The organism is Nocardiopsis sp. MT53 (assembly GCF_019598965.1).
Taxonomy (GTDB): Bacteria; Actinomycetota; Actinomycetes; order Streptosporangiales; family Streptosporangiaceae; genus Nocardiopsis; species Nocardiopsis changdeensis.
Genome location: NZ_CP080599.1, coordinates 983,145 through 996,077 on the forward strand (window position 1 = coordinate 983,145; position 12,933 = coordinate 996,077).

Below are 12,933 nucleotides of genomic sequence, written 5' to 3' on the forward strand. Positions count from 1 at the left end.
CGCAGGCCCGCCCCCGCGAGACGGCTCAGCCCGGGACCGGGACGCACCCACGCCCTTCCCCATGGCTCCACGCCGCCTGACCCCGACGTTGCTACCCCCGACCCGGACGCACGTGTGGCGGCCTGTACCGCCCGTCCTTCGCACGGATCGCACCGCGGTCCCCTACCGCGACCCGAACCGTTTCCATCCGGTCACCCCTAGATGACACCGGGATACGACTTGACTCAGATCTCCCTCCTCCGCACCGCCGGGCGCGCGGGCCTGGCGGCCACCGCCGCCGCCTTCCTCGCCTTCGGCCTGGCGGCCCCCGCCTCCGCCGAGCCCGAGCTCTACGAGGGCGCGGTCACCGGCACCTACGTCGGCAACGCCGAGAGCGGCACCCGCGTCAAGATGGACGGCGGCGCCGCCTCCACCAGCCTCTTCAACCTGAAGCTGCAAGACGGCACCATCCTCACCACGTACTGCATCGACTTCAGCACGAGCATCGTGAGCGGCGCGGGCTACGCCGAGGACAAGTGGGAAAACTACCCGGGCAAGGGCGACTTCGCCGAGCCCGCCAAGGTCCACTGGATCCTCCAGAACGCCTACCCGAACGTCAGCGCCGAGGAGCTGGGCGCCGCCGCCGGGGTCGAGGGCCTGACCCCGAAGGACGCCCTGGGCGGCACCCAGGCCGCCATCTGGCACTTCAGCAACGGCATGGACCTGACCGACGACAACTCCGCCGGCGTCAAGGCCGTCTACGAGTACCTGGTCGGCAATGCCGAGGACCTGCCGCAGACCTCCGAGCCCGACGCGACCCTGAGCATCACCCCCGGCACCGCCGAGGGCGTGGCCGGCACCACGGTCGGCGAGTTCACCATCGAGACCAACGCGACCTCCGCCATCGAGGTGGACCTGACCGCCCCCGCGGGCGTCGAGCTGGTCGACCTGGAGACCGGCGAGGCCGTGACCGAGGTCGAGAACGGCGACAAGGTCGGCTTCGAGGTGCCCGCGGGCACCGAGGCCGGCCAGGCGTCCTTCGCTCTGGAGACCAGCGCCCACGTCGCGACCGGCCGCCTGTTCCAGGGCATCGAGATCGTGACGCAGACCCTGATCACCGCCGAGGGCGGCGACACCACGGCCTCCGCCTCGGCCTCCGCCACCTGGACCGCCGGCGGCGGCGAGGAGCCCACCCCCTCCCCGTCCCCGTCCGAGGAGCCCAGCGAGTCCCCCTCGCCGACCCCGGGCCCGACCCCGACGCCGTCGGAGTCCCCCTCCACCCCGGCCTCCCCGAAGCCGAGCGCCCCGGACGATGACCGTCCGGCCCTGCCGGTCACCGGTGGCGCCCTGGCCGGCCTGGTCGCCGCGGGCATCGCCGCCCTCGGCGCCGGCGGCGGTGCGATCTACCTGAGCCGCAAGCGCAAGGCGGCCGGTACCTCCACCGAGGACTAAGGCCACCTCGTGAGAGCCCCCTCCCGGGATTCACCCGGGAGGGGGCTTTCGCGTGTACACCGTTCGCCCCGCCCGCGCGTCCTCTTCCCGGGAGCCGCGAACCGCGCTCCGGGGCCCCGCCCCTCTCGGCTTGGTGGGGACATCCCATATCGCTAATATCGGTCACGCGGTATTCGCCGACTCCCCGCTCACCCTCCTCACGGTGTTCCTCCTGCCGTGCGAGCATCCCCTGGTCCCTCCGCGGACACCACCGCAGAACTCAAGGAAGAGACGTGACGAACGTGTCCCTCCCCCGTGCCCTCGGGCGCACGACCGTCGCCGCAGGCGCGGCAGCCCTCCTCGCCCTGGGCCTGGCCGCCCCGGCCGCCGCCGACAACGCCGTCCGCGCGCAGTACACGGGCACCACCGGCCCGAACAGCGTCCAGATCACCATGGGCGGCCAGAACGTCGGCGCGACGATGTTCGAACTCACGCTGGAAGGCGGGGACACCTTCAGCGCGTACTGCATCGACCTGGAGACGAGCACCCGCAACAACGCCTGGTACGTCGAGGACGCCTGGGCGAACTACCCGGGCAAGGGCGACTTCACCGCGCCGGGCAAGGTCCACTGGATCCTCCAGAACAGCTACCCGACGGTCTCCGCCCAGGAGCTCGGGCAGCAGGTCAACCTGCCCCGCCTGTCCGAGTCCCACGCGATGGCCGCCACCCAGGCCGCCATCTGGCACTTCACCAACGGCGCCGACCTGGGCCGCGCCCCGGCCAACGTCACCAAGGTCTACCGCCACCTGATCGAGAGCGCCGAGGACCTCCCCCAGGAGCCGGGCCCGTCCCTGACCGTCACCCCCGGCACCGCCGAGGGCGAGGCCGGGTCGACCGTCGGCGAGTTCGCCATCGAGACCAGCGCCGCCTCCGTCCCGGTCACCGTCGAGGCCCCCGCGGGCGTCGAGCTGGTGGACCTGGAGACCGGCGAGGCCGTCTCCGCCGTCGAGAACGGCGACAAGGTCGGCTTCGAGGTGCCCGCGGGCACCGAGGCCGGCCAGGCGTCCTTCTCCCTGGAGACCACCGCCGAGGTGTCCGCGGGCCGCCTGTTCAAGGGCGAGGACCCGGCCAAGCCGACCCAGACGCTGATCACCGCCAAGTCCGAGGACGTCACCGTCTCGGCCTCCGCGACGGCCACCTGGACCGCCGGCGGCGGCGAGGAGCCCTCCCCGAGCCCCTCCCCGTCCCCCTCCGAGGAGCCCAGCGAGTCCCCGGAGCCGACCCCGGGCCCGACCCCGACCCCGACGCCGTCGGAGTCCCCCTCCACCCCGGCCTCCCCGAAGCCGACCGCTCCGGACGATGACCGCCCGGCCCTGCCGGTCACCGGTGGCGCCCTCCTCGGCCTGGTCGCCGCGGGTGTCGCCGCCCTCGGCGCCGGCGGCGGCGCGATCTACCTGAGCCGCAAGCGCAAGGCCGCTTCCGGCCAGGAGTAATCCACCGGCCCTGGGGCCCCGTCCTGTTACAGGACGGGGCCCTTTGTCATGTGTTCAACGGACAAAAACCCCAACTGTGGACACAGTGCACTTGAGCCACTACCGAGGGTTGGTCTCATGGAGTCGAATCGCTACCATCGGCCCGGTATCCCCCAGCGGAACAGGTACCCCGCCACCGTTCCCGAGCACCTCTCCCCCTCCGCTCCCCCCGACGGAAAGAGAACCGTGAACACGTCCGCACTCCGCCGCCCCGCCCTCGCCGTGGTCGCCGCCACCGTGCTCCTCGCGGGCCCGCTGGCCCTCCCGGCCGCCGCCGACCCCGTCCGCGGGCGGTACACAGGGGTCGACGAGCACGGGCACGGGATCGTCATGCGGGGCGAGGAGTTCACCACCACCGCGACCTTCGGCCTCGACCTGGGCGACCGCACCCTACCGACCTACTGCATCGACTTCCGGACCGGGATCGTGGGGGACGCCTGGTACGTGGAGGACAGCTGGGCCGACTACCCGGGCGAGGGGGACTTCAGCGAGCCGGGCCGGGTCCACTGGATCCTCATGAACTCCTACCCGGTCGTGGAGATCGGCGACCTGCGCGAGGAGACCGGCATCCCGGGGCTGACCAAGGCCGAGGCCCTGACGGCGACCCAGGCGGCGATCTGGCACTTCAGCAACGGGCTCGACCTGGAACAGGTGGAGCAGAACCCGGACCTGCCCACGGTCTCCGAGGAAGAGGTGGTGGAGCTCTACGAGCTCCTCGTCGCCGACGCGCGGGAACTGCCCGACGAGCCGCCGACCGCCCTGTCGGTGTCCCCCGAGGAGGCGTCGGGGCTGGCCGGGGAGACCGTCGGCGAGTTCACCGTGGAGACCAGCGCCGCGTCGGTGCCCGTCGAACTGGACGCGCCCGACGGCGTGGAGGTCGTCGACCTGGCGACCGGGGAGGCCGTCGAGACCGTGTCGGACGGCGACCGGATCGGGCTGTCGGTCCCGGCGGACGCCGCCGCGGGCGAGGCCGGGTTGACCCTCGCCGCGGAGGCGGCGGTGCTGACCGGGCGCCTGTTCAAGGGCGAGGACGCCGACGAGCCCACCCAGACGCTCATCGCGGCGGCCGACGGCGAGATCACCGTCTCCCGCACGGTGACCGCGGCCTGGGACGAGGCGGGCGGGACCCCGCCGCCGATCGCGAGCCCCTCCGCGAGCCCGGTGGCCGCGGCGGCCGACGACCGCGGCCTGGCCCTGACCGGACCGACCGTCGCCGCCCTGGTGGCGGTCGCGGCGGTCCTCATCCTGGGCGGCCTGGCCTTCCTCCTGGCCGCGCGCCGCCGCCGCACCGCCCGGGACTGACCCCGAACCCGGGGCCCGGACCGTACCCCCCACGGCCCGGGCCCCGCCCCCACCCCCGGGGAGCCGACCACTACCGGAGGCGGCGCGGTGCTCCCGCCCCGCCGGGCCCTCCACCCGACCGAGGCGGCCGGGGCACGGCCGGAGGGCCTTCACCCTGAGGGGCCCCGACCCCCCGGCGCGACCGGGGCCCCGGGGCGGAGGCACACTCACGGCCCGGGCACACGACGGCGCCCGCCGCCCCGGAGGGGGCGGCGGGCGCCGTGCGTCCGTCCTTCGCGCCTACGCGTTGACCGCGTACGGGCTGCGCGCGATGAGCGCGCCGTCCCGGTCGGCCAGGGCGCGCTCGACCGCGGCCGCCACCCGGTAGGTGCGGTCGTCGGCCAGCGGCGGGGCCATGATCTGCAGGCCCACCGGCAGCCCGTCCTCCGGCGCCAGGCCGCACGGCACCGACAGCGCCGCGTTGCCCGCCAGGTTGGACGGGATGGTGCACAGGTCCGCCAGGTACATCGCCATCGGGTCCTCGGCGCGCTCGCCGATCGGGAACGCGGTGGTCGGCGTGGTCGGCGAGACCAGCACGTCCACGCTCTCGAACGCCGCGTCGAAGTCGCGCTTGATGAGCGTCCGCACCTGCTGGGCGCTGCCGTAGTAGGCGTCGTAGTAGCCGCTGGACAGCGCGTAGGTGCCCAGCATGATCCGCCGCTTCACCTCGGGGCCGAAGCCCTGGGCGCGGGTCAGCGACATGACCTCCTCGGCGCTGCGCGTGCCGTCGTCGCCGACGCGCAGCCCGTAGCGCATGGCGTCGAACCGGGCCAGGTTGGACGAGCACTCGCTGGGCGCGATGAGGTAGTACGCCGACAGGGCGGCGTCGAAGCTGGGGCAGGACACCTCGACGATCTTGGCGCCCAGGGACTCCAGCAGCTCCAGGCTCTCGTGGAAGCGCTGGCGCACCCCGGCCTGGAAGCCGTCGCTGTCCAGCTCCTTGACCACGCCGACGCGCAGGCCGTCGATGTCGCCGCGGCGGGCGGCCTCGACGATCGGCGGGACGGGGGCGTCGATGGAGGTGGAGTCGCGCGGGTCGTGCCCGGAGAACGCCTCCTGGAGCAGGGCGGCGTCGAGCACGTTGCGCGCGAACGGGCCGGGAGTGTCCAGGGAGGAGGCGAACGCGATCATCCCGTACCGGGACGAGCCGCCGTAGGTGGGCTTGGCGCCGACCAGGCCGCACACGGCGGCGGGCTGGCGGATGGAACCGCCGGTGTCGGTGCCGGTGGCCAGGGGGGCCTCGAACGCGGCGACGGCCGCGGAGGACCCGCCCGAGGACCCGCCGGGGATGCGGTCGGTGTCCCACGGGTTGCGGGTGACCTGGTAGGCGGAGTTCTCGGTGGAGGAGCCCATGGCGAACTCGTCCATGTTGGTCTTGCCCAGGATGACCAGCCCGGCCTCGCGCAGGCGCGCGGTGACGGTGGCGTCGTAGGGCGGCTGCCAGCCCTCCAGGATCTTGGAGGCGGCGGTGGTGGGCATGTCCTTGGTGACGAACACGTCCTTGTGGGCGACGGGCACGCCGGCCAGCGGGCCCTGCTCCTCGCCCGCGGCGCGGCGGGCGTCCACGGCCCGGGCCTGCTCCAGGGCGGTCTCCCGGCGCACGTGGAGGAAGGCGTTGATCTCGCCGTCCACGGCCTCGATCCGGTCCAGGTAGGCGTTGGCGGCCTCCTCCGCGGAGACCTCGCCCGCCTTGATCGCCGCGCCGAGGTCGGCGGCGCTGAGACTGACGATGTCGCTCATGGCTACTCCTCCTCCCCGAGGATGCGCGGGACCCGGAACCGCTGCTCCTCCACCGCCGGGGCCCCGGACAGGGCCTGCTCCGGGGTGAGGCACGGCCGGGCCTCGTCGGGGCGGAAGACGTTGGTCAGCGGCAGGGCGTGCGAGCTCGGCGGGATGTCGCCCTTGGCGACCTCCTGCACCTTGGCCACGGCGGTGAGGATGTCACCGAGCTGGGCGGCGAGCGTGTCGAGCTCGCTCTCGTCGAGCGCCAGCCGCGACAACCGGGCGAGGTGCGCGACCTCATCGCGGGTGATGGCGGTCATGAGTGTCTAACCGTTTCTTCGGCGGACGGGCTAACCCGTCAATCCTATGGCTCCCCCGCCGTCCCCGGTGCCGGTACACCGAGGCCGGGACCGGGATCACCCGGGTGCCGGCCCCGGCCGGGGCCCTGACCGCCGCCCGCCCCGGCCGGCCCGCTCCCCCGGTGTCCGGTGAGCCAGGCGGGGACGTCGGCGGCGGGCATCGGCCGGGCGAAGTAGTGGCCCTGGGCGGCCTGGCAGCCGGTGTCGCGGGCCGCCTCGGCCAGGGCCCGGGTCTGCACGCCCTCGGCGGTGGCGCGCATGCCGAGCGCGTTCACCAGGGCGATGGCGGCGCGGACGACGGTGGGGCCGTTGCCGGTGCCGTCGGTGAGCCGGGCGGTGAACGACCCGTGGATCTTGACCTCGTCCAGCGGCAGCCCGGCGAGCTGGACCAGGGTGAAGTGGCCGGTGCCGAAGTCGTCGAGGGCCAGCCCCACCCCCAGGTCGCGCAGCCGGTGGACGGCGGCGGTGGCGGCCTCGGTGTCGGTGATCAGGGCGTTCTCTCCGATCTCCAGCACCAGCCGCTCGGGCGGGACCCCGTGTTCGGCCAGGGCGGCGGCCACGGTGTCGGGCAGGTCGGGGTGCAGGAGTTCGCGCACGCCCAGGTTGACGGAGACGGGCAGCATGACGCCGCGCTCGCGCCAGCGCGCGGCGCGGGCCAGGGTGATGTCCAGGACCTGCCCGGTGAACGCCCGGAACAGGTGGGACTCCTCCACGACCGGCATGAACTCCCCCGGCTCCAGCAGCCCCCGGGAGGGGTGCCGCCAGCGGGCCAGGGCCTCCAGCCCGACGGCGTGCCCGTCGTCCAGGCTGACCTTGGGCTGGTAGTGCATCTCCAGGGCGCCCTCGGTGAGCCCGCGGCGCAGTTCGCTGAACAGGCTGAGCCGGGCGGTGGAGTTGCGGTCCTTGCCGGGGTCGTAGGACTCCACCCCCGAGCGGGCGGACTTGGCGACGTACATGGCGACGTCGGCACGCTGCATGAGGTGCTCGAAGTCGACGGCGTCCTCGGGGTGCAGGGCGATGCCGATGCTGGCCTCCAGGTCGAGGTCCATGCCGTCCAGGCGGACGGGTTCGCTCAGGGCGCCGCGCAGCCGGGTGGCGACCTCGGCGGCGGCCTCGGTGTCGCGGATCTGGGGCAGCAGCACGGCGAACTCGTCGCCGCCGAGCCGGGCGACGAGGTCGCCGGGGCGGACGCTGTGGGTGAGCCGCCCGGCGACCGTCTGGAGCAGCCGGTCGCCGGTGGGGTGCCCCAGGGTGTCGTTGACCTCCTTGAACCGGTCCAGGTCGAGCAGGAGCAGGCCGACCCGGCCGCCGCGCCGCCGGGCGGCGTCGATCTCCTGGTGGGCCCGGACGGTGAGGAGCTTGCGGTTGGCCAGCCCGGTGAGCTCGTCGTGGTTGGCCTGGTGGTCGCGTTTGACCGACAGCAGGGCGCTGCCGTGCAGGGCGAGCAGCGGCAGCGCGAACAGCGGCACGTACAGCACCGAGTGGGTCGCGGTGACGGCCACGAGGGGCGCCAGCGCGATGAGGACCGCGTTGACCCGGGCCTGGCGCCCGATGCCCTTGAACAGGACCTGGGACAGCGACACGCGTTCGTGCATGGCGACGGCGCAGGTCACCAGCACCCGGTTGACCGCGAAGTAGGCGGCCCCGGCCAGGCCGACGGCGATGAGGCCCTCTCCGGCGGGGATCCAGCCGGTGGCGCGCAGCGGCGGCAGGACCAGGCGCAGGACGGCGTCGGCGGCGCCCAGGGACAGCACGTACTGGGCGGCGTTGAACGCGGTGCGGTGGGCGGCGTGGCCGCGGGCGAACCCGGCGATGACGGTGGCGGCGGCCTGGACGAGCCCGGCCAGGGGCAGCCCCTGGAAGATGACCAGGGCCAGGGAGAACGGCAGCGAGGTGGGGACGCCGTCGCCGGGCGCCTGTCCGGGGATGGCGATGGGGCGCAGCTCGCCCAGCACGACCATGACGAGCAGGACCCAGGTGAGGGGTTCGACGGCGTACCGGAGCAGGTCGGGACCGGCCCACGGCAGGGCGGCGGCGAGCAGGAGCGTCCCGGAGACGACGGTGCCCGCCATGTACAGCCAGAGCGGGGTGCCGGCGCGGGGGCCGATGTCCCGGGTGCTGATGGGGTCTCTCATGCGTGCTGTCCTCATGAGGGGGACGCGGAGACCGGCGGCACCGTCGGTGCCACCGCTCCTGATGGTTCCGGCCTGCGGGAGCGGTCACCCCTCCATGACCGAATCCCGGGATCGGTGGTGCCCGTTTCACGGGGTGCACTGTCCACCTTACGCCGCTTCGTCACCAAGTGTCGCCTGTTCGGAACTATCAGTTAACCAAGACGCGGGTCGATTGTGACGTGAACCGGGAAAAAGATACGGCGGCCCGGAACGAACCCCGATCCGCACGCCCGCAGAACAGGCGTGCGGCTCCGGGCGTGCCGGGCCGCCGTATCCGGTGCGCTACTCCTGCGCGGGGGCCTCCTCCGCCGCGGCCCCGGAGCCGTCCCCGGCCTTTTCGGCCCCGGCCTCGGCCCCAGCGGCGTCCCCGTCCCCGGGCTCCTCCTCCGGCGGGTTGATCCGCACCTTCTCCGCCGCCTCGGGCCCCGCCTCCAGCAGCACGCGGAACCCCTGCTCGTCGAGGATCGGCACGCCCAGCTTGACGGCCTTGTCGTACTTGGACCCGGGGCTGTCGCCCACCACCACGAACCCGGTCTTCTTGGACACCGACGCCGTGGCCCGGCCGCCGCGTTCGGCGATCGACTCCTTGGCCCCGTCCCGGGTGAAGCCCTCCAGCGAGCCGGTGACCACCACGGTCACTCCGTCCAGCACGCCCGAGAGGGCCTCGTCGACCTCGTCCTCCATGCGCACCCCGGCCGCCGCCCACTTGGCGACGATCTCCCGGTGCCAGTCGACCTCGAACCACTCCCGGATGGAGCGGGCGATGGTCGGGCCGATCCCGTCCACCGCGGCCAGCTCCTCCTCCGAGGCGGCGCGGATGGCGTCCATCGACCGGAAGTGCCGGGCCAGGTCCTCGGCGGCGCGCGGGCCCACGTGCCGGATGGACAGCGCCACCAGCACCCGCCACAGCGGGCGCGACTTGGCGATCTCCAGCTGCTCGAACAGCTTCTCCACGGTCTTCTTGGGCTCGCCCTTGAGGTTGGCGAAGAACGAGACGACCTTGGGCTCGCCGGTCTTGGGGTCGGTCTTGGGCTCGGAGGTGTCGGGGTCGAGCACGTGGGTGCGGATCGGCAGCAGCTGCTCGACGGTGAGGTCGAACAGGTCGCCCTCGTCCTTGAGCGGGGCGTCGGCGGGCTCCAGCGGCTGGGTCAGCGCGGTGGCCGCCACGTACCCGAGCGCCTCGATGTCCAGGGCCTTGCGGCCGGCCACGAAGTACACCCGCTCGCGCAGCTGTCCGGGGCAGGACCGGGCGTTGGGGCAGCGCAGGTCGACGTCGCCCTCCTTCTGCTGGCCCAGCGGCGTCCCGCACTCGGGGCACTTCTCCGGCATGACGAACGGCCGCTCGCCGCCGTCGCGTTTCTCCACCACCGGCCCGACGATCTCGGGGATGACGTCGCCCGCCTTGCGCAGCACCACCGTGTCGCCGATGAGCACGCCCTTGCGCTCGACCTCCTGGGCGTTGTGCAGGGTGGCGAACTCCACCTCGGACCCGGCGACGAACACCGGCTCCATCACGCCGTAGGGGGTGACCCGGCCGGTGCGGCCCACACCGACCTTGATGTCCACCAGCTTGGTGGTGACCTCCTCCGGCGGGTACTTGTACGCGATCGCCCAGCGCGGGGCGCGGCTGGTCGACCCCAGCCGCCGCTGGAGGGCGAAGTCGTCCACCTTGATGACGATGCCGTCGATCTCGTAGGCGGGCTCGTGCCGGTGCTCCTGGTAGTGGGCGACGTAGGCGCGCACCTCGTCCATGGTGGACACGACCTTGTAGCGGTCGCTGAGCGGCAGCCCCCACTCCCCCAGCAGGGCGTACGCCTGCGACTGGCTCGTGAACCGCACGTCCTCCGAGCCCTGCGCCGGGGTGTAGGCGCCCACGCCGTGCACGATCATCGACAGCGGCCGGGTGGCGGTGACCCGCGGGTCCTTCTGCCGCAGCGAGCCGGCCGCGGCGTTGCGCGGGTTGGCGAAGGGGGTGTGCTCGCCGGTCTCGGTGATGCGCCGGTTGAGCGCCTCGAACGCCTCCACCGGCAGGAACACCTCGCCGCGCACCTCCAGCAGCTCGGGCGCCGGGCGCACGCTCTCGTCGAGCTGCTCGGGCACGACGTCGATGGTGCGGATGTTGAGGGTGATGTCCTCGCCCACCCGGCCGTCGCCGCGGGTGGCGGCGCGCACCAGGCGGCCCTTCTCGTAGACCAGGTCCACGGCCAGGCCGTCGATCTTCAGCTCGCACAGGTAGGCGCCCACGGGCACCTCCGCCGAGGCGCGGTCCGCCCAGGCGTTCAGCTCGTCGAAGTCGAAGGCGTTGCCCAGGCTCTCCATCCGCACCAGGTGCTCGACCGCGGCGAAGTCGACGCTGATCGGCGCGCCGACCTTCTGGGTGGGCGAGTCCTGGGTGATGAGCTGCGGGTGCTCCTCCTCGATGCCGCGCAGCTCGCCCATGAGGGCGTCGTACTCGGCGTCGGAGATGACGGGGTTGCCCAGGTAGTAGCGGTAGCTGTGGTCGTCCAGCTCCCGGGAGAGCTCCTCGTGCCGGTTGCGCGCCTCGTCGGGGATCTCGGTGCTGTTCTCGGGCGCCACGTGGCCGCCTTTCCGTCTCGTGCTCGACTACGACCGGTGGGGCTCGTCCCGCAGGACGCGCGCCCCGTTCCGGACGGCCTTCAGGGCCGCCCGGGCGTGCTCGGGGGAGGCACCGGCCAGCCCGCACGCGGGGGTGGGCACCACCGCACGGGTCAGCAGGTCAGGGCCGAAACCCAGCCGGTTCCACAACTCGCGTACGACCTCGACGTTAGCCGCCGGGTCGGACATTCGGTCGCGCTGCGCGGGGGGCGGATCGACCGCCGGAACGACGCCCAGCATCAGGCCGACACCGGCCTCCACGGCGGTGCCGACCATGTCGTCGTGGCGCCGGTCGAGCAGCGCGGCGTCCAGGCCCAGCGCCCGCGCGCCGCTGCGGCGCAGCAGGTCGAGCGGGGCGTTGGCGGCGCAGCAGTGGACGACGGGCACCGCCCCGGCCTCCTCGACGGCGCCGAACAGGGTGCGCAGCACCTCCTCCACGCGGACCCGGTCCACCGCGCGCAGCCGCCCGTAGCCGCTGGCGGTGGGCAGGGCGCCCATGAGGACGGCGGGCAGGGAGGGCTCGTCCACCTGGACGAGGAGGCGGGCGCCGGGCACCCGCTTGCGGGCCTCGGCGATGTGCGCGAGCACCCCCTCCAGGTGGGAGGCGGCCAGGTCGCGGTAGGCGCCGGGGTCGGCGGCCATGCGCTGGCCGTTGCGCAGTTCGACGGAGGCCGCCATCGTCCAGGGGCCGGCCACCTGGATCTTGAGGGCGCCCTCGTAGGCGTGGGCGTGCTCGGCCAGGAGGTCCAGGTCGCGGGAGAGGAAGCCGCGGGCGCGGTACAGGTCGCGGCCGGGCGAGTCGGCGACGCGCCAGCCGGTGGGCTGCACCTCGACGGGGAACTCCACCAGGAGCCCGGCGGTGCGGCCGATGACGTCGGCGCCGACCCCGCGGCCGGGCAGCTCGGGCAGGTGCGGCAGGTCGGGGAGTTCGCCCAGGACGGTGCGGACCGCCTCGTCGGGGTCCTCTCCGGGCCAGGACCCGACCCCGGTGGAGGAGGCGGCGGGCCAGGGGTAGGGGTGCTGTTCGCTCACATCGCCCAAGGTTAGGGCAACGGCGGGCCAAGGAACGGTACGGCGCGGCCGCCCGGCCGGTCCGGCGCCGGGAGGGGGCGGCGCGGCGGGACGCGGGGCGGGGTCAGCCGGCGGCGGTGCGCTCGGGGGCGGAGCCGGTTCCGGAACCGGTGCCGTTCTCGGCCCCGGGCTCCTCTGCTTCGGGCTCCTCGTCCCCGGTGCCGGGCCCGGCCGCCCGCGCCCCGCGGCTCCGGCGGCGCAGCAGCACCATGGCGGTGACCAGCACGGCCGCCGCCGCGACGACGCCCACGGCGGTCCACGGCGAGTCCAGGAAGAGTTCCAGCCAGGTGCCGACGATCCCGGAGATGACCATGCCCCACAGGCCCGCCCAGGCCAGGCCGCCCAGGAACACGGCGGCGAAGTAGCGCGGGAAGCGCATCCGCACCACGCCCGCGGACAGGTTGATGGCGGTCTGCATGCCGACGGTGAAGAAGCTCAGGGTGACCACGGGGGCGCCGTAGCGGTCCACGAGGCTCTTGGCCCGCTCCAGGCGGGGCCCCAGGCGGGCGCCCATGCGGCTGCGGTTCACCCCGGCGCCCAGCCCGCGGCCGATCCAGTACGTCGCGGGGGCGCGCAGCAGGATGACGACGAGCAGGGTGAAGTAGACGACCCAGAAGGGTTGTCCTTCGAGGAAAGCGAACTGGGGCATGGACGGGTCTCCCAACCTTGACCCCCCTGAGTTTGCATTGCCTTACCTAACCCGGGCAA

Annotated in this window: 9 protein-coding genes; 3 read left to right on the forward strand and 6 right to left on the reverse strand. The window is 73.7% G+C overall.

Annotated elements, in window-relative coordinates:
• Window positions 1-219: 219 nt before the first annotated feature.
• From K1J57_RS04145 to K1J57_RS04155, 3 genes are all read left to right on the forward strand, one after another.
• Window positions 220-1,431 (forward strand): thioester domain-containing protein, encoded by a 1,212-nt coding sequence (locus K1J57_RS04145; RefSeq protein WP_220563149.1) that lies wholly within the window; start codon window positions 220-222, stop codon window positions 1,429-1,431.
• Window positions 1,432-1,703: 272 nt separating this feature from the next.
• Window positions 1,704-2,903 (forward strand): thioester domain-containing protein, encoded by a 1,200-nt coding sequence (locus K1J57_RS04150; RefSeq protein ID WP_220563150.1) that lies wholly within the window; start codon window positions 1,704-1,706, stop codon window positions 2,901-2,903.
• Between the two features lie 225 nt (window positions 2,904-3,128).
• Entirely contained in the window at window positions 3,129-4,244 is a 1,116-nt protein-coding gene (locus tag K1J57_RS04155) for a thioester domain-containing protein (protein WP_255646836.1), read from the forward strand.
• Between the two features lie 279 nt (window positions 4,245-4,523).
• Here K1J57_RS04155 and gatA read toward each other — a convergent pair whose 3' ends face one another.
• From gatA to K1J57_RS04185, 6 genes are all read right to left on the reverse strand, one after another.
• Window positions 4,524-6,023 (reverse strand): Asp-tRNA(Asn)/Glu-tRNA(Gln) amidotransferase subunit GatA, encoded by a 1,500-nt coding sequence (gatA, locus tag K1J57_RS04160; protein ID WP_220563152.1) that lies wholly within the window; start codon window positions 6,021-6,023, stop codon window positions 4,524-4,526.
• 2 nt (window positions 6,024-6,025) lie between these two features.
• Window positions 6,026-6,325, reverse strand: a complete 300-nt coding sequence (gene gatC, locus K1J57_RS04165) for an Asp-tRNA(Asn)/Glu-tRNA(Gln) amidotransferase subunit GatC (RefSeq protein WP_220563153.1) — start codon at window positions 6,323-6,325, stop codon at window positions 6,026-6,028.
• A 44-nt stretch (window positions 6,326-6,369) separates the two neighbouring features.
• The gene (locus K1J57_RS04170) at window positions 6,370-8,499 is read right to left on the reverse strand and encodes a bifunctional diguanylate cyclase/phosphodiesterase (RefSeq protein ID WP_220563154.1); all 2,130 of its coding nucleotides are present in this window, start codon (window positions 8,497-8,499) and stop codon (window positions 6,370-6,372) included.
• Between the two features lie 321 nt (window positions 8,500-8,820).
• Window positions 8,821-11,115 (reverse strand): NAD-dependent DNA ligase LigA, encoded by a 2,295-nt coding sequence (gene ligA, locus K1J57_RS04175; RefSeq protein WP_220563155.1) that lies wholly within the window; start codon window positions 11,113-11,115, stop codon window positions 8,821-8,823.
• A gap of 27 nt (window positions 11,116-11,142) precedes the next feature.
• A complete protein-coding gene (locus K1J57_RS04180) occupies window positions 11,143-12,186 on the reverse strand; it encodes a methionine synthase (RefSeq protein WP_220563156.1) in 1,044 nt (347 codons plus the stop codon).
• A gap of 103 nt (window positions 12,187-12,289) precedes the next feature.
• Entirely contained in the window at window positions 12,290-12,874 is a 585-nt protein-coding gene (locus K1J57_RS04185; RefSeq protein WP_220563157.1) for a DedA family protein, read from the reverse strand.
• Window positions 12,875-12,933 lie beyond the last annotated feature (59 nt).

Excerpts from the sequence above, each read along its gene's own strand:
- gatA (WP_220563152.1), bottom strand. The coding sequence starts at position 6,023 with ATGAGCGACATCGTCAGTCTCAGCGCCGCCGACCTCGGCGCGGCGATC.
- K1J57_RS04170 (WP_220563154.1), bottom strand. The coding sequence starts at position 8,499 with ATGAGAGACCCCATCAGCACCCGGGACATCGGCCCCCGCGCCGGCACC.
- gatC (WP_220563153.1), bottom strand. The coding sequence starts at position 6,325 with ATGACCGCCATCACCCGCGATGAGGTCGCGCACCTCGCCCGGTTGTCG.
- K1J57_RS04185 (WP_220563157.1), bottom strand. The coding sequence starts at position 12,874 with ATGCCCCAGTTCGCTTTCCTCGAAGGACAACCCTTCTGGGTCGTCTAC.